Here is a 17,781-nt window from a genome sequence, read left to right as displayed (position 1 = left end):
CACGCAGACCTCTCTTCAAACCTCTCTTCTACTGATTGGATTGAATCAAGGATTAGAGAATATTCACCAACTGAGTTCAGTAAACAGCCCCATCCACAAAGAGATGGCGAAGGATAGCCCCAGAGCCCTATTTTCTAGTGAATTTTATTTTTAAATAAATTATTAAGTTATGATTGTGTCATTGACACAAAGATGGGGTTATCTATGATAGACATACTTGTGCTCATAATCATGGGTCTCTGCATAAGTGCTTTGTTTAATGCGCTAGCTTTCAACAACTATTCCTAATGTTGATGGAGAACCTTTAGTCGTTCACCGAAACCAGATTGGGGTCAGCCGAAGATTAAAAAACAGGCGTTGACTTGAAAGGTTTGATCCAATGGCGCTGGAGCGCCCAATCAAGAGTGAAACGGGCGATCGCAAAACATATAACACTCTCCATAGTGAGGACACCCAACAACCCGAAAGCGTCAGTCCAGTTCGGCTGTCCCTCGACAGAGGCTAATCCGCGCACTAAGCCAAAGGCTAACACCGCTCCCTCCTTGAGATGAGGATTTTTATCCTCTCGAATCACATAACGGTAAGTAACACCAAACAGGAAGCCACTTAACCAGGCAACGGCCACCCTAACTACCAGATCGAGATCAGTGGTTATTTGCAAGGCGGTAAGCGTCTTAAATTGCTCCGCTAGCACCAAACTGTTGCCCGCCAGTGTAAGGCTGTAAGCCAGTGTAAACGAAAAAGCCGCCAAGGCTCCGGTTTTCAAAGATTCAATGCGCTCAGCCATCAGCTCAGAAGAGTTGTCCACAATTTTTGTCTGAAGTTAAAGAGGGTTCAAATTGAATTATCATAAGCCTTAGAGTCATTGTGTAGTTTTATATATCGCTATGGATATTTTGTCATTGGGTTGGGTTTCAGTACTAGTGCTGTTCACGTGGTCAATTGCAATGGTCGTTTGGGGTCGCAACGGTTTTTAGAGGCATTGTGGAAAGTCCTTTTGTAACGGTTCTATTCTTCGCTGCCCTAGGACTATTAGCCTTAGTCAGTGGGGGCGTCCTGTACTTGACGGTGGCAGAATGGCGCGATCGCCGTCGCCGTGATCGGGATAAAAAACGGTAAGGGCACCCGATCTAGTTGTTCTTGCACCTCACAATCACAGGAGACGTCAAGGCAACAAAGAGATAGCCTGTTGCTAAATTCCCTCCTTTTGACAGAAGGAGGGAAAACACTAGCCTACGATAATGTATACAGAGGAGGATGTTATGATGCTTGGCTAGTTACTATCCACTTTTAGCCAATCATCAGCCCTGAAATTGTGGCAACAACCCAGTCTCAACCCGCCCAAAAACCTAAAAATACTATTCTTCATCAAGGCTTCATATAAAATGAAGTTACCTTAACCAAAACTTTACAAAGATTAGGTTGCTATCGATAATATATTGAGTCATTGACACCTTAGTAGCTGGTGAACAATAAGCTCTTCTAGTTCCACAGTAAATTTTTGGCGAAGGCTTGCTAGAAGGGAAATATCTTTGGTGGTGCATTTCTAACCCAAGCGATTGTGTATAAGCCGAGTGCTTAGTACAAAAGCTATAGTCGCGGCAGGGGAAACGTTGAATCAGTAATGCTTTTCGGAGCTACTGCATAAATCCTCACTGTCCTCATCCTAAAAATCCCATGCACACTAATAGCTGTCCAGATTGTCGTTTTGAACTGTTACTGCGCGATTGCGCGGAGCGCAGTGCCTTCGGTGATCGCTATCGTGTACTCAAGGTAATGGGGCGGGGTAGATTTAGCGTCACGTTTTTAGCTCAGGATGAGTCTGTGCCTAGTCATCCACATTGTGTGATCAAGCAACTTCGTCCGACAACCAGTGAATCACACATTATAGAAACGGCACAGGTGCTGTTTAAGCGAGAAGCCGAAACTCTACAGCACATTGGCAATCATCTCCAAGTGCCACAGCTGTTGGAATACTGTGAAGATGCTCAGCCACCTTACTTCGTACAGCAGTACATCAAGGGCTCGACCCTACGCCAGGAAATTAAACAATCCGGTTCGATGGGCGAAGCTGGGGTAAAGCAATTCTTGTGTGAAATCCTACCGCTACTCGAATTTATTCATAGCCAGAAGCTCATCCACCGAGATATTAAACCCACTAACATCATTCGTCGCCAACAAGACGGACAACTTATTTTGATTGACTTTGGTGCGGTTAAAAGCTGCCAGGACGATCCCGAAAGTAGTTCTGAGCAAACGACTTGGACAGATACCTCCATAGGCACCCAAGGCTTTGCACCTCCAGAGCAGATAGCCATGCGACCCGTTTTTGCGAGTGATATCTATGCACTCGGCGTCACTTGCATTTATTTATTGACGGGTAAATTACCAACAAACTTTCCTTACGACCCGTCAACTTGTCAAATGGTTTGGCAGCCATACGTTCAGATTAGTGATCATTTTACTGAAGTCTTGAATAAAATGCTGGAGCCTTCTGTGCGTTATCGCTATCAGTCGGCTCAGGAGGTTGTGAATGCAATTGACTTGTTAGGTGCCAAGACTCATTTACTTTTAGAAGCTTATAATAACGGCGAGAGAAACTTTGCTTTTAAGAATATGAGCGGGTTGCATCTTCAAAATGCCAACTTATCTGGATCACTTTTTTACAGCTCTAAGTTGGCAAAAACCAATTTTCAGGATGCCGATTTATCGGATGCCTATTTTGGTCAAGCAAACCTGAGCCATGCGAATTTGCGCATGGCTAAATTGGGTGGTGCTTCCTTTAGTAATGCCGATTTGTCAGGAGCGGACTTGCAAGGTGCTGATCTGCGTTTTGCCTATCTCTCCAATACCAACCTAAAAGAAGCTAATCTATGTGGCGCTAATCTCTCCAATGCCAATCTAAAAGGAGCCAATCTATGTGGCGCTAATCTCTCTAATGCCACAATTAGTGAAGCACAATTGGCTTTAGTTAAGAAGAATTGGACTACAGTACTCCCCAATGGTAAGCGTGGTTTAGGAAGTTAATTCCTTGCCTCTGGAGAGGCGAAGCATTCGGAGGACAATTTATCGCTCAAACCCTAGATTTTTTGTCCGAATGCTTCGCCCCTACCCGTAATTTTGGTTACTGGACTGATGCTCTAGCATCGAGAACAATTATCACAATTTCCGCATCGAAACCCAGTCGCCTCCTGAGTAAAACCAAACGCCTTTAACAAAAATTGCCAACGACACTCACGGGTATTTAAGTATTGATTCATCTGCTTTTGAACCTTCTCCTGTGTAGCACTCAACTGGGCAAGGGTTTGAGACGTTCCTGAAGAGTGCTTGCGATAGTGAAAGGGGTCTTGCCATTGTAGTTGACCCACACTGTGGAGCAGGGCGAGAGCGATTGCACCGTCTCGATATTGCTTGGCTATCGTTGCAACTTCTCCCTGAGGTGGTATTTTTTTCACCAACTGCTGGGCCTCTTGGTATTGCGATCGCAACTTATCCACAAAAAATTGCGATCGCTGCTTATCCTCTGGATTTAACCACCCCGTTGGCTCACTCATCAACGTCAGGGCATCAGAAGGCTTGCCATCCCGCCCACCTCGACCGACTTCCTGGATATACTCGGATAACAGCTGAGGGACTTGATAATGCACCACCCATCTAACATCGGGCTTATTAATACCCATTCCAAACGCGCAAGTGCAAACTACAAACTGGCTTCTTCCACTCAGCCAACTCGTTTCAATGGCGCGACGTTCTTCTGGACTCAATCCCGCGTGGTAAGCGGCAGTTGCATAACCCAACGAACCCAGCCACTCGGCTAACTCTTCACTCTCGCGTCGGGAACGAACATAGACTAACCCAGTTTGTTGCGATCGGGCTTGGATAAATTTCAACAGCTGTTGGCGGCGTCCTCTCGGAGTCCAGACGATGTGAACTTTGAGGCTGAGATTTGGGCGATAGGGACTAATTAAAAAGGAATTGGGCTGTTGCAGTTGTAAGACATTTTGGATGGTTTGTTGGGCGATGGGGTCAGCCGTTGCAGTAAAAGCGGCAATACTGATTTTTGTCCCTGCTGGCTTACATTTGAGTAAGGCTGGTCGTACCGCACCCAAACGCCGATAAGCGGGTCGAAACGTATCCCCCCATTGCACCAGACAGTGTGCCTCATCCAGAATCAGACCATTAATCTTTAGTTGCGGCTGACACAACCGTTCCCAAACAGGCGGACTCAGTAGAGTTTCCGGTGAGAGGTAGAGTAATCGTAACTGCTGACGTTCCAAAGCTTGAAGGGTTTGCCGTCGTTGGTAGGTTGGCAGTTCACTGTGCAAAAGGGCTGCGGGTAATTTCAGCTGACGTAATTCCTGCACCTGATTTTCCATCAGTGCAACAAGGGGAGAGACGACAAGCGTTAATCCGGTTTGTAGGAGTGCTGGGAGTTGAAAGCAAATCGACTTCCCCCCACCTGTGGGCAGGACAATGAGCGCATCTCGCTTTTCTAATAGGCTCTGAATAATTTGACCTTGGGGCGATCGAAAATCCTCATATCCCCAGATGTTTTTGAAGGCGGCGCGAACCTCGTTCCAGGATGTTGTTTCAGAAGTGTTCATGATGGGTAGTAGATGCTTAAACCTGATTCTGAGTTGTTAAATATAGAAAGGTTAGCTAGGAAATTTTTAGCTTTTTATCGCGTCGATGCACGTAATTCTCCAGATACCCTATTCACCTTCAGGACGAGCCTCAACGTACACTTGACCTGAGTCAATAGAACCAAGAGGGATAAAAGCAACCTTGACATTACTTTGAAAGTCTATAATTAAACCAAATACTGAATTAAGCCTAAACTTTTTTAATTCATTTTAAATCCGAGAAGATACCGAAATTTAGAAACTAATCTCTAACATCTCCGTAAATACCCTGACTTTTAACAAGCGAGGCTTAAAATAGCCGACTTACAATTCCCTAACGCACATCAAGTAGGCTGGAGCGATCGCCTGTAAATCTCCATCTATCAGACCAATAAAACATACAGCCAGTGACAGAAGAGTAACTGCTGTTGTCTTGGCTACGTCAATCTTTCTAAAAAAGATGGTATTAAGCAGTTGTAGAAAGCACTAGATCAGTTGATGCCGCACAGAGGAGTTACATCCTTCTCTAAGCACCGGTTTTTTCACGTAGGACGAGTGCAAACGCCTTCGCTTCACTTTTATCCTTAGGCCAACCCCTCGCTTGAGTGGTTTTACCTCCAGCTGTGGTGACGGTTACTGTGGGAAAGCCTGCAATACCAATGTAAGCGATGCAAAGACACAGGCCTATAATGATAGCTCCTATCATGAGTGCAATTAAGTTACCGGGTAGGAGAGACACAACTACGAGGGGCAACACTATGCCAATGCTACCTGCAATAATAGCCACAAGAGACTTCTGCTGATAAAAACGAACAGAAACAACCTGCATTAGGGGCATCTCTTCTTGAGAGCCACTGTTAAATAAATCTCTCTTACTCAAGAATATAACCCGCTTGTCTGTAATTGTTCCAAACTTATTCTTGAGTACTTCCTGTTCTCTTGAGCCTCTAGACATATAACGCCAATCGTGGGATAAACGAACACGATTCTAACCTCACATGCCTCAATTTGGCTGTAGTCAATAAAGAATATTTTCCTAATAGAGCAAGCTATTTTTTTCTACCTTTAATAAAAATAACCTAGTTCAGGATCACGAAGTCAGCTAGGCGGTTTTAACCGCAGCTACACAAACTTACACCCGCCTGCGCGGGTTTCATAAGATTTAATTTTTCGTTAGTCCGGGCAGGCGGACTTGGTTTTTTATCGCCGCGACTTCCAGTCGCTAGAGCATCGGTACAGAAATAGTTTTTCCCCTTAGAGGAACAAAGCATTTGGACAAAAAACTAGGGTTTGAGCGATAAAATATCGCCCAAATGCTGACGCTCGTTCCAGGCTAACACCTCGCTTCGCTAACGCCTCTACCCCTAGTTTTGATTACTGAACCTGCTTCCTTGGGCTTAAATTGGCACCGATGGCTAACATCATGCCCCTACAAAAACATGCATTCAACCGATCTAAAAATCACTGTAGTTATTTAGTGGCTACAACAGCGATATTCCAAGCCAAGCGTTTCATCAATGGAAAATTCTTTAAAAACCCATCTAACTTTTCCAAACGCCTATAAGTTGAGCCTAATCGTTCCTGCTCAATAATAATTTTCTTCCAGTACCGTTCCTGATTGGGGTCAATTTTTTCAATCAAATAAAATCGCAGGAAAATCCAAAGCGTTGCTATCCAAAATGTATCGTAAGCGGTCTCTGAAAATATCGATTTGATGTAATTAACGATATTAATATCCAACGGCATTTCATCTTCTGTTCGCACTTCAGTAGCCATGCGTCGATAGATATTAATCACTGGATTGTGCATTAGTGGGTCCCAAAAACACGCTTTTCCACCGGGTTTGAGGACTCGGTGCATTTCTTTCAAAGCGATTTTGGGGTCTGGGATATGATGCAATAAATTGGAAGCATAAACTAAATCAAAGGTATTATCTGGAAAATCCAGCGCCATTGCATTTGCTGTGCATCCTTCAATCTTAACTTCATTAGCCGCAGCTAACTTGAGCGCCACGTCCACCATTCCTGGTGAATAGTCGGTTGCGACACAACGCGCTCCTCTCTTAGCAAAATAGACGCTATTTTCACCAGCACCACACCCCAAGTCTAAAAGCAGCTTACCTCGGATGTCTCCCATCTGTCGTAGAATAAATCGGTTTTCTGGAGCTGTGCAGGCTTCAAAATAGTCGGCTACCCGAATTCCATCTACATCAATAGCGGCAGCCCAATTATCATGGAAGCGTCGCTCTTTTTCCAAGGTTTCGTCTAACATTTTATTGTCGGTACACTTTTGCTAAATGATTTTACAAGGATAAACGATAAATTTCAGGTAAAAAATGAATCATTATTCATTGAGCTGGGTTTGAGTCGATACGGTAAGGGCTTCGATTTGAAGAGTGCATGAGTTCACTAAATCATTTTGATCGTAGTTCAGTATATTAAGTAGCAGATAGGCTGAATTTTGACCCTGAATTGATAGCTCAAAGGGGGTAACTTTTTTAAGCGTATGACTATAGGTATCTTCTGTTGAGCTAACGATTTGGCCTTCCGCATCGAGCATTGCCACTCGTACAGATGATCCAACACAGGCTCGATCAAGGTAATTGATTACGCCAGTAACTTTAGCTCGGTCTGTCACTGAATCGAGATAAAGTAAGGAGGTTCCTAGCTGCTGAGTACGGTCTTCAGTTGGCTTTTGCGATCGCCTTTGGCGCTGCGCTGCGCGCAATCGCATAAAGCTATTTGGCTGTTCTAATCCCTGGTTTCTCAGCGCTTTGACAAGACGTAGTTTGGGCAAATCTAAGGAGGGTGAGGCTGGTGCGTCCAACGTGATTCTCCCTCGTTCCTGAGGTGGCGCTACGCTAGAAGCAAAGCTACCTTGGAGCGAATGATCGCCTGTGTTTTGTACGTGCTCTTGCGACAGTTCTGACGGCGATAGACTCCTGGATTCATTCCCCAAGGGCGACTGCAAGCCAAGCGCCTGGACTAATGGAGTAGAGTCAAACAGGCTATAAGCTCCCTCCTCTTTCCCCCAAAGGCGATCGCGACGAAAAGCAACGACCTTATACGTATTCCCTGAGTTTTGACTTACCCTTGTGTTGCGTAACCACTGACTCAGGACAATCCAATTCCCCTGCGAACCGGGTCGTTCACCAATTTTCTGCTGCATGGCGTACAGTGTCCGCACGGCTGTCGAGAGAGCCGTGGGGCGAAGTCGCTGGTAAATACTAACAACAACTCCGTTCTCAAACTGGAACTGTGCGGGGAGGCGTTTGAAGTCTTGGGCAAACTCCTCATGTTGAGTAAAGGCATCAAACACTACATTGACGACATCGTTTTCCTTCTTGGGTACCCATTCCCCAACCGCAGGATTTTGAGCGGGGTCACTGGAATACTCTGCCAGTCGGCTGGGAACAACGACATACTGTGCCTCCAGCATTTCATCCAAGGGATAAGAATCGCGAGAGTCCACTTCAGGTGTTGTCAGGACGTTTAAAGCCCTATCGTCTCTTGGATAAAGGAGGTACTCAGCCGATCGCACCATACTGCTAGTGAGTTGCAGACGTTGACAACCAACCACTAAAATCGGCTCTCCCTCAGGCGTGAGTTGACGCAGGTAGTTCACCAGGCGGACGACTTCATCGTAGTCTGTACGCACGACGGGAGGCATGTTAAGGGCAAACAAGGGATGAAAGGCACGACTCATCGTCCCCAATGGAGCCAATCCAACGATAAAGTTAACCACTAAATAGCCGCCAACCACCCCCAGCATGAGTACTCGCACTTTTCCTCGCAGCCTGCTCCAAGTTGTCCAGATCAGGGCAACCAACCCGATCACCACTAACGGTGTCACTTGTACCGAGTAAAAGATGTTGCCGTAGCGTAGGACAACGAGCCATACTACCAGAGACAAGATACCGGATAACCCAACAAAGCTAACAGCTGGTAACGGTAAGGCACGGGTGACAATCGCCGCCGAAAACCCCAGCAGCACCAGCAGCCAGGTTCCCCAGCCATAAAACGAGGCGTATAAGTTGAAAATGTCTCTGAAGGGTAAAGTCCAAGAGGTATAGAGGTTTTTGTAATCCGTCGTTAGAGCGGCATAAGTAAACTGTGGTGCGACAATCCATAAGGTTGCAAGCGCCGTGGCTCCAATCAGAGCGATCCGCACACAGGCGAAGAGCAAATTCCGCCACGCCATTGCATGGGGATTTTCCCAACTCGGTGTGGTAGGTTCTCTGAACCATGCCCAAGGAGCGATCGCAGCTAAGTAGGTTGAAACCGAGACAACGCGATAGTCGCTCAACTCTGTACGCCGCGTCCGCGATGGCTTGGAACCCACCGCCCCAAGGAGCGATCGCAGCCGCCCGAAGGGTAGGGTGAGGCGGTTGACGAGCTTAAAATCGTTCCCACTGCCCGATTTTGTCTGTTTTTCTCTCTCTGCCTTGATTGGCTGTGTTCGCACCTCAGCGATGAAACTAATCAAGGCTTGTAGGGCGAGGGCACCGAGAAAGGTAGCACCCGCGTAGATAAAAGGACGGCGTAAGAGAATTGCCGAGCCAATCAAGAATCCGATCAGAGGAATTCTCCACCACTGCTTGAGTCTGACATCCTGCAAGTAAACAAACATCGCCAGACCGATGAAAACCGCTCCTCCCGTGTCTGGAATGCCCATAAATGTAGGTATCCAGCTAACGGGAATGAGTAAGGTCAAAAAAGCCGTTGCCCAAAAAACCGGGCGTGAGTGTACCCGAATCAGCTGCGTAGCTATCGCTCCCATCACGAGGGCAAAGGGCAGCAGATAGACTAGCGCTAGACTCAGTTCGTAGACCAGGCGGGAGCTGCCGAAGACCAAAAAGAATGGAATCAACGGCAGCGTGTAGAGTCGATTGCGTTCGGCAATCAGAGAGCGTTGAACCAGTTCTATCGCCTGAGAGGGGGATTCGCGAAACGCGTTGACGATTTCCAGGGTTCGCGCATACCAGTCAATCCACCAGTGAAAATTGCGTTCACTGGAGATGTAAACCCAGGTGACGATTCCGATTATTAGCGCTAGCAACGCTAGCAGGCCAGCATCAACTAGAAGTTTTTGGCGAACTTCTAGGCGCAATCGGCGATTTGGCATAGTCTCAGGCTTTTTCCCTTGAACCCTGAACAACAACCGATTCCTCTGTTCTGTCCGATTCAGTCACGCGGCTTTCGTCGCGCCCGAGCCGTCGCGTCTGGTCACCCTGCAACGACCCGTACAGCCGATTCAGGGCGTTCACATAGGCTTGAGCGGAGGCAACAATGATGTCGGTATTGGCAGCATGACCGGAAAATACCCGCTTATCGTACCGCAACCGAATGGTCACTTCCCCCATCGCATCAATTCCCTTGGTTACGGACTGGACAGAGAACTCAATCAGCTCGTTGGGGACGTTCACCACTCGATTGATCGCCTTGTATACCGCATCCACCGGCCCCGTACCGATCGCCGCATCCATGAGTTCTTCACCCGCCGGGTTTGTCAGGCATACGGTGGCGGTAGGACGAGCCTGATTGCCACAGGATACCTGTACCAACTCTAGGCGGAATAGTTCTGGAGTTTGTTGGGTTTCATCATTAGCGATCGCTTCCAAATCCCAGTCAGAAATTTCTTTTTTCTTATCTGCCAGTTCTTTGAAGCGGATAAATGCCTTATTCAACTCGGTTTCCGACAGCTCAAACCCCAGTTCCCGCAAGCGAGTGCGGAAGGCATTGCGCCCGGAGTGTTTGCCCAGCACAATTTGATTTTCTGTCAAACCAATGGATTGGGCATCCATGATTTCGTAAGTCAGCTTGTTCTTGAGGATGCCATCTTGGTGAATCCCTGACTCGTGAGCAAAGGCATTTGCTCCAACGATGGCTTTGTTCGGCTGTACCAACATTCCGGTGAGGTTGGACACCAAGCGAGATGTCTTATAAATCTGCCGTGTATCAATATTCGTCAGGGGTTCTTCCGACTCTACAGGGCGTCCCATAAAAGGATTGTAATACTGCCGCCGGACGTGGAGCGCCATCACAACCTCTTCTAGGGCTGTATTGCCAGCTCGCTCACCGATGCCGTTGATCGCGCATTCCAGCTGCCGTGCCCCATTTTTTACAGCTTCCAGGAAGTTGGCTACGGCCAAGCCGATATCGTTGTGACCGTGGACGGAAATAATTGCCTGATCAATGTTGGGGACGTTGTCTTTGATGCCCTTAATCAGCGCCCCGAATTCGCTGGGGGTGGTGTACCCCACCGTATCGGGAATGTTGATGGTGGTGGCACCGGCTGCGATCGCGTGTTCTAGGATTTGGTAGAGGTACTCTGGATCGGTACGAGTGGCATCCATTGTTGAGAATTCCACATCGTCCACGAAGGTTTTGGCATACGCAACCATTTCCTCAGCGATCGCTAGTACCTCAGCTCTAGATTTCTTGAGTTGGTATTCCAGGTGAATGTCTGAGGTCGAAATAAAGGTATGAATTCGTCCCTTAGCGGCTGGTTTTATCGCTTCAGCGGCGGCTTCGATATCGGCTTTGATCGCTCTAGCCAGACTACAGATAACGGGGCCATCTTCTGTCCCCACGGCTTTGGCAATCTTATCAATCGCTTCAAAATCTCCTGGGCTAGCAAAAGCGAAACCCGCCTCAATCACATCAACGCCCAGACGAGCCAGTTGCCGCGCAATCACCAGCTTCTCGTCTACATTCAGGGTGGCTCCGGGGCACTGTTCCCCATCCCGGAGCGTGGTGTCAAAGATAATGATGCGGTCTGGTTGCAGTTGCTTGTTCATAGCTGGGTTTGGCGACATTCGAGAGTTGCTCGTCCTCAATCTATATAAGATACGGGTTATTTTTTACTCAATTATAATTAATAGTCAATTTTCTCAATCCGATCACGTATTTCATTTAAGTCTATGTAACGATCAGTTGCATTTCTTAATTCTCTGGCAATCATCCCTTCTGTTGAGACTACCGTAATATGCGTATTTTTAGAGCGTAGTAATTCGATTGCTCGTTCAAAATCTCCATCTCCACTAAAAAGAATCACCTTATCGTACTGATCTACTGTATTAAACATATCAACTACAATTTCTATATCTAAGTTAGCTTTTTGAGAATAGCGACCCGAATTATCATCGTAATATTCTTTGAGGATTTTTGTCCGGACAGTGTAACCCAGGCTGATTAAGGCATCTCGAAATCCTCGTTGATCTTGAGGATCTTTTAAGCCGGTATACCAGAAGGCGTTGACTAGACTTATATTTGGCTCACCTTTAAAGTAATCTAATACCCTTCTTGGATCGAAAAACCAGCCGTTTTTTTGTTGAGCGTAGAACATATTGTTCCCGTCTACAAAAATAGACAGACGGTTCATGGCACATGGCATATAAACTAAGACCTAATAGTTCTAGTGAATTTAATTGAACTTCTTATTTTAGCAATTTTTATTTAATCATTTGCTAATATTTACGATACAGGGATAAGTTCTAAAGGTTTCTCCTTCTTCTTGCTTCATTTTTCCAACTCCTCCTTTAAAATCACTTCCAGGCGATAAACCTAAAGGTGTGCTTCGCTAATAGGATAACTTGAACTTAACTATATTTGGGCAGCACACAGTGAAATCTGCTGCGGAAGTACTTTATCAAATCTACATTTAAATTGTAGTTCTGGGTGGACTCTCCTCAGCAACAAAGCGCGATATGAGATTGATCAAAAAATTTCCGGCTGGATATTCCCCTTCAAATCTGTAGAAACAACAGAGGACGAGCCCCAACTTAGGGATGCAGTCAATCACCGGATTGAGAGCGGTCTGGAGGAGTTAGGTAAGAACACCAATCACTCCAACCACCTACATAGAGCTTGGCTGAGTGAATCCCTGCTACTTCTAGGGACAGGAGGTTGACGCAGGCGGTAACTCCAGAACCACAATAAACAATAACCTCTGCTTCTTCAGTGACATCAACCCATCGCTGTTGTTGAGCAATGGGATGCACATAACCTTGGGCATCAGTAACCTCTTGCCAAGGGTAATTAACAGCGCCTGGAATATGGCCTGCTAGGGGGTCAATCGGTTCTCGTTTGCCTAAATAGCGATCGCTCTCCCGCGAATCTACCACGACCACGCCCGCCACGTCTTTACGCTGTTTGAGCGTGTCAATATCCACCCACCAATCCGAGCGTAATTGGGGTACAAACGTCCCTGATTGAGGTGTCGGGGGTAAAACGAAAACGTCTGTAACCGGGTACCCTGCCGCTTGCCATGCCGCCCAGCCTCCATTCAGCAAGGCTACTTGGTCATGCCCCATATAACGTAGCAGCCACCAAAGACGAGCAGCAAAACCCAAGCGAGAATCATCGTAAGCAACCACCCGCGTCTCTTGAAACGTTACGCCGATGGCGGCTAATTTTTGGGCTAAGGAGTCGGTATCTGGTAAAGGATGACGCCCGCCATGACGCCCTACGGGTGCCGACAGGTCTTTATTCAAATCTAGATAGTGAGCCCCAGGAATATGGCTGACTCGATACTGCTGATACCCCGCGTTTGGATCACTCAGAGCAAAGCGACAATCTACAATCACCACTTGTGGGTCATCCAGGTGCTCCTTAAGGTACTCAGCAGAAACGACAAAAGGGGAATTCATCATGCAACATCACCTAGTTAAAAACTTATAGAGATTTTGCCCTATTCTCCGTCGTTAACGAAAGCGGCTACGCAAGAGATGTGATGTTGTTTGTCGTTGTGCGGGAGTCAACCAATACAAGGATTATGGAGTGAAGTACTCAGGCTTACTTCGTTTTACTATTGCAGCGTGGCCTAAATAACTATCCAGTTGAAAAAGGTTAAAAAGCTTACTGTACAAACTTTCTTGCCTTCTGCTTTCTGCCTTCTGCCTCCTGTCTACTCAAGAAGGAGAACGCTACACGAACGGCCTTCTTGCACTAGTCAAGCCCCATGCTAATCTATGGCTAAAGTCATTCCCTCGCGAGCGAATAGGTCATTCGGAAAGACTGAGTTGACTTGTTCTTGCAACTGATCGAGAAGGTCATCGTTATAGTCAGGGTTGTAGCGAGACATAACAATTCGCTTTACCCCTGCTGCCTTGGCTGTTTCAATCCCAGTTTGCCAGAGTTTATCTTGCCACAGAAGGGGTGAAGACTTGATGTCACAACCTGAGATGGCACTAGGAGCATCCAAAATGAGCAAATCCGCTTGCTGGGCTAGATGGAGCAGATGTTGATCGATGAGATCTGGATAGCATCGGCGCTTAGTGGCGTAGACTACAGAGCGTCCTTGCCAGGTCACTCGATAACCCAGCGCCCTATGGGCATAGTTGAGAAAGACAGTCTCAACTGTTACGTCGTCAAGTACTGTTTTCATGCCAGAAGTCAACTCGTAGAACTTCAGCTCTGATCGCATCACCTGAAGCGGAACAGGGAAATTAGGACCGAGCATTTGGCGAGTCAGGCGCTGTTCCATCGAGGTTCCATCAGATGCCTCTGCCCCATAAATATGAAAGCAGTTGCCCGGAAGAAGGGCGGGGATAAAAAAAGGAAATCCTTGGATGCTGTCCCAATGGCAATGGGTAAAAAAGATGTAGGCTTCCACAGGCATAGCTTTGAGCAAATTATTACCCAAAAGCCGCAACCCAGTACCACCATCAAAAATCAGGCGTTTGTTGGCGACCCGCATTTCGACACAGGAGGTATTACCCCCATAGCGGATCGTCTCTTTTCCCGGAGCGGAAATTTGATCTCGCACGCCCCAAAATTGAACAACAAAATCAGCTGTAGAGCCAGTTCCCATATCGGCTCTAACATTAGATATACGTGGGGTTGGTGCCGCTGGCTCAAAATCTGGCATGTTTACAATTTTTAGTTAGCCTGGATTAGCAACGCTTCACACCAGCCAATTTCCATTCTATGAGAGTCAGTATAGAACGAGCATCGCTGTGTGGGTAACTATGGCTTTGGAGTCAAAGGGGCAGAGCTCACATATTTACTAAGATAAGAAATCACGTAGGGTAGTTATGTACAAAAATCGGTAAGATTTCGCACTTCCCCTACGTTTAATTTTCTAGCACCCTTAATCTTGATCAGGAAGTTTTTGTTAGGTCTGTTAATTTTAGCGTCCTTGAGGGCGCTTACCTGTGAGTTCTATCACAGATCGGTATCGGGTGAGATAAGGATTGATAGTGAGCGATCGCGCGTAACGTTGCCCACCAGGTTGTAGCTAGCCGAGCAGTGCCTTCTCAAGAACGCTACCCCTTACCATCTTAAGGCTTGGCGTGGAGAACTCTTCATTTCTCGCTACCGGCTTTGATGCACTTCTCTACTAGCGGCGATACTTGATCGACATCTTTCCAGCCTAGGATTTCCGTGACTTTTTTTTCTAGGTTTTTGTAAGTCCTGAAAAATTCAGCAATTTCATCCAATCGATGCTGTGCGATGTCTTGAAGAGATTTCACTTGGGTATAGCGCGGGTCTTTATCAGGAACACAAAGAATTTTCTCATCGCGATCGCCTCCGTCAATCATCTCTAGCATCCCAATCGGTCGTGCGGCAATGACACACCCTGGAAACGTAGGTTGATCCATCAATACCATACCATCGAGCGGATCGCCATCATCCGCTAACGTGTTAGGCACAAAGCCGTAGTCATACGGATATTGCACAGAAGCATAAAGTACGCGATCTAGTGCAAAGGCTTCTAAGTCTTTGTCAAACTCGTACTTATTTTTGCTCCCTGCCGGAATTTCAATTAAAACGTTGATCAGACCTGGTTTGGGTTGAGCCGGAATGCGTGATAAATCCATTACAGAATTTTTATAGCGACACAGCAGATTGGGGGTGCTTTGCAATAAAGTACTCTTTTGCCCAGAGTTGACCTCACGAATGGGCGTGTGACCAACCCCCGTGTAGCATTCTAAGCGAAGACAGGTGCGACTGGCTTGTAGTTGCTCAGATTGCGATCGCCCAGACCCCTAATCTTTTTCAAAACTTTACACTTGGCTGAGCCTCACTAATCTAAAAGCCGTTAGCATTAAAAAACTAGCCAGTTTGGGATTAACCACTAGCACTTGTAAGTTGTCTTAGTCCTATTCCCCTTGGGGGATTTATCTAAGGGGGCTGCTTTGAGGAATTCATCGCTATTATGTTATCTAAACAAGCCTTACCATCACTTTTCTGGCCTTGGTAGCGAGGAAGTGGTCTGTTGCAGAACATCAACCCCACTTGAAGAGTAGTGCGCGATGACGAACAGAGGTAAAGTCAAGGTCAATAAAGCAATTACCGCTCCCATAAACTCTGCCCACCTATAGGGGTGAGTATCAGAAGAGTTGGCAGACGGACTACTGGATTCCATAAAAAATTTTTGACGGGAAGTCGGTCAAACGAAATGAAGGACAAAGAAAAGGGCGTAATTTTTAACCCTCATCCTTCATTTTACCGATATCTTTCATTTTGATTGTCTTCTAGAAAACAATCTCAAAAAAGTACAGCTAGAGACATACAGCTAGAGACATATACTCATAGGTCAATTTTTCACTTGTGGAATAGGTGATCTTTTCAACCTACACTTAAAACCTTACATTCTTCTTGCTATAGCCGAAGCATGGTCAAGAATTCCACTCTCCCGAAATGAAAAACCGCCTCTAGCAATAGGGCGGTGTCATTAAGCAATCGGAGGGTAGTACAAGCTTAGGGTGCAACTTTTAGTTTACGTTGTAACAAGATTTACAGAAACTGACTTCCCATAAGCTACCTTTGTGCATAATCCCTGATTGGTTCTTTGATAAAGCGGATATACATATGCCTAAAGGTAGACTTAATAACGCGAGGCATTCCAAAATCAATCGGGATTAGAGCATCAGGGAGTTTCCAGTCCATCACTTGCAGTTCCATCGGTTGCAGGTGAGGAAAATGAACGTCCCTGAGTTCTGGACAAAGCCCCAGCCGCTGACTGGCTGCTACTGTGGGAACAAGGGCAGGGTCAACATTGAGGATTTCTAGCATTGAGCGATCAAGGGCAAAGACATCGGAAGACGCCCCCAATACATTTAGCGATCGCGGTTCACCGCCACTCGGCCCATTCCCTTCATGACCGATAATACCATCTACAATCGTCAAGTCGGGATTAATCGCCCGTGCTGTTTCCACCAACATTTCCCCGAAACGCCGTTCATCCTTACCGGCTTCCATGTGCCACCATGCTTTCATTTTGCCGGGGACACAGCCGAATAAGTTTTTCACACCCAAGGTGACGGTTAACTGCGCATGAGATTTCACCTTGGGTAGGTTAATCACGACATCCGCGTCCATTGCTTCTTTGCAGAGTCGCAGATGGTTGAAAGTAGCACTGGCTGTTTCGTACCGCTGACCGTGGAATTCGACGATGGGTAAGTTAAGTTCTTCCATCAGTGGCAGGTAGCCGTTCGCTTTCGCTACCCCCCACGCTGTCCCAAAGGCGGGACTATCTCCCAAAAAGGGTTTACCTCCTGCCTCTTGTACCAATTGAGCCACAGCATAAACCAGTTCGGGGCGAGTGATGCATTCTTTACCAACACGCCCAGCGGTGAGAAGATTGGGTTTCAGGAGGACGCGAGCGCCCTTTTTGACAAACGCCTCCATCCCGCCCAAAGGCTCCAGCAACGTTTTTAAGGATGCACGCAGCCGCTGTCGCTCGTAGGAATCAGCACGAATTAGACTAACAGTAGACATGATTTTAGAACGTGAATTTCGCTGCAATAATCGTCCCAATCCTTAAAGCTTGGCTCCATGAGTCAGTGGCGTCACGCGCTGAGCATCGGTGAAAATACCATCCCCTTGGATTTCGGGTAAGGGAGGCTTCACTTGTATCTTCACGACTTTGGCAGTACGAATGATGACCGTACTATCAAATAGGTGTAGCGTTAACCAAGGTTGGTTGAGTAACCCTTGTAGTTGCAACTGCAAGGCTTCTGGAGTTACAGGGATATCAAAGGACTCTGTCTCACCACTCTGGTAGTGAAAGGTCACTTGTGTGAAAGTCTCCTCATTTTGCATCGGCAATCTCAAACTCTGAATCTAAGGTTTCCAAAAAAACGCTTGAGTAAAGCTTAAATTAAGGATAAGGCTTGCTCATCGTATCTCCTGAGTATCTCAGGAAACGAACA

General features: G+C 46.6%; 15 protein-coding genes. 3 read left to right on the top strand and 12 right to left on the bottom strand.

All coding sequences use genetic code 11. The annotated features are described in order from the left end of the window. Nucleotides 1-343: 343 nt before the first annotated feature. Nucleotides 344-787 (bottom strand): hypothetical protein, encoded by a 444-nt coding sequence (locus V6C93_RS01790; RefSeq protein WP_349262588.1) that lies wholly within the window; start codon nucleotides 785-787, stop codon nucleotides 344-346. Between the two features lie 100 nt (nucleotides 788-887). Between V6C93_RS01790 and petN the strand changes: the two genes are divergently transcribed. The 3 genes from petN to V6C93_RS01775 all read left to right on the top strand — a co-directional run bounded on the left by petN (nucleotide 888) and on the right by V6C93_RS01775 (nucleotide 3,027). Further along, entirely contained in the window at nucleotides 888-977 is a 90-nt protein-coding gene (gene petN, locus V6C93_RS01785; protein WP_071884112.1) for a cytochrome b6-f complex subunit PetN, read from the top strand. A gap of 7 nt (nucleotides 978-984) precedes the next feature. After that, complete coding sequence (locus V6C93_RS01780) at nucleotides 985-1,119, top strand: hypothetical protein (protein ID WP_333474924.1); 135 nt, start codon at nucleotides 985-987, stop codon at nucleotides 1,117-1,119. A 498-nt stretch (nucleotides 1,120-1,617) separates the two neighbouring features. Further along, nucleotides 1,618-3,027: a serine/threonine-protein kinase gene (locus V6C93_RS01775; protein ID WP_333474940.1), complete on the top strand. Its 1,410-nt coding sequence runs from the start codon at nucleotides 1,618-1,620 to the stop codon at nucleotides 3,025-3,027. A gap of 113 nt (nucleotides 3,028-3,140) precedes the next feature. Here V6C93_RS01775 and V6C93_RS01770 read toward each other — a convergent pair whose 3' ends face one another. The 11 genes from V6C93_RS01770 to V6C93_RS01720 all read right to left on the bottom strand — a co-directional run bounded on the left by V6C93_RS01770 (nucleotide 3,141) and on the right by V6C93_RS01720 (nucleotide 17,671). Then, a complete protein-coding gene (locus tag V6C93_RS01770) occupies nucleotides 3,141-4,604 on the bottom strand; it encodes an ATP-dependent DNA helicase RecQ (protein WP_333474923.1) in 1,464 nt (487 codons plus the stop codon). A gap of 544 nt (nucleotides 4,605-5,148) precedes the next feature. Further along, on the bottom strand, nucleotides 5,149-5,577 hold the full coding sequence (locus tag V6C93_RS01765; protein WP_333474922.1) for a hypothetical protein: 429 nt from the start codon (nucleotides 5,575-5,577) through the stop codon (nucleotides 5,149-5,151). Between the two features lie 515 nt (nucleotides 5,578-6,092). After that, complete coding sequence (locus tag V6C93_RS01760) at nucleotides 6,093-6,893, bottom strand: class I SAM-dependent methyltransferase (RefSeq protein ID WP_333474921.1); 801 nt, start codon at nucleotides 6,891-6,893, stop codon at nucleotides 6,093-6,095. Between the two features lie 72 nt (nucleotides 6,894-6,965). Then, the gene (locus tag V6C93_RS01755) at nucleotides 6,966-9,746 is read right to left on the bottom strand and encodes a hypothetical protein (protein WP_333474920.1); all 2,781 of its coding nucleotides are present in this window, start codon (nucleotides 9,744-9,746) and stop codon (nucleotides 6,966-6,968) included. Nucleotides 9,747-9,750: 4 nt separating this feature from the next. Beyond that, a complete protein-coding gene (locus tag V6C93_RS01750) occupies nucleotides 9,751-11,439 on the bottom strand; it encodes a 2-isopropylmalate synthase (protein ID WP_333474919.1) in 1,689 nt (562 codons plus the stop codon). 59 nt (nucleotides 11,440-11,498) lie between these two features. Next, the gene (locus tag V6C93_RS01745) at nucleotides 11,499-12,017 is read right to left on the bottom strand and encodes an NYN domain-containing protein (RefSeq protein WP_349262587.1); all 519 of its coding nucleotides are present in this window, start codon (nucleotides 12,015-12,017) and stop codon (nucleotides 11,499-11,501) included. 400 nt (nucleotides 12,018-12,417) lie between these two features. Then, nucleotides 12,418-13,275: a sulfurtransferase gene (locus V6C93_RS01740; protein WP_333474917.1), complete on the bottom strand. Its 858-nt coding sequence runs from the start codon at nucleotides 13,273-13,275 to the stop codon at nucleotides 12,418-12,420. A 311-nt stretch (nucleotides 13,276-13,586) separates the two neighbouring features. Continuing rightward, nucleotides 13,587-14,492 (bottom strand): MBL fold metallo-hydrolase, encoded by a 906-nt coding sequence (locus tag V6C93_RS01735; RefSeq protein WP_333474916.1) that lies wholly within the window; start codon nucleotides 14,490-14,492, stop codon nucleotides 13,587-13,589. Nucleotides 14,493-14,928: 436 nt separating this feature from the next. After that, on the bottom strand, nucleotides 14,929-15,444 hold the full coding sequence (locus V6C93_RS01730; protein ID WP_333474915.1) for an inorganic diphosphatase: 516 nt from the start codon (nucleotides 15,442-15,444) through the stop codon (nucleotides 14,929-14,931). Between the two features lie 943 nt (nucleotides 15,445-16,387). Next, on the bottom strand, nucleotides 16,388-17,347 hold the full coding sequence (locus V6C93_RS01725; protein ID WP_333474914.1) for a DUF362 domain-containing protein: 960 nt from the start codon (nucleotides 17,345-17,347) through the stop codon (nucleotides 16,388-16,390). A 42-nt stretch (nucleotides 17,348-17,389) separates the two neighbouring features. Further along, a complete protein-coding gene (locus V6C93_RS01720; protein ID WP_333474913.1) occupies nucleotides 17,390-17,671 on the bottom strand; it encodes a hypothetical protein in 282 nt (93 codons plus the stop codon). Nucleotides 17,672-17,781 lie beyond the last annotated feature (110 nt).

The organism is Allocoleopsis sp., from assembly GCF_036703385.1.
GTDB lineage: Bacteria > Cyanobacteriota > Cyanobacteriia > Cyanobacteriales > Coleofasciculaceae > Allocoleopsis.
Note: the sequence above shows the minus strand (reverse complement) of the source record. Positions and strands in the feature narration are given on the sequence as shown.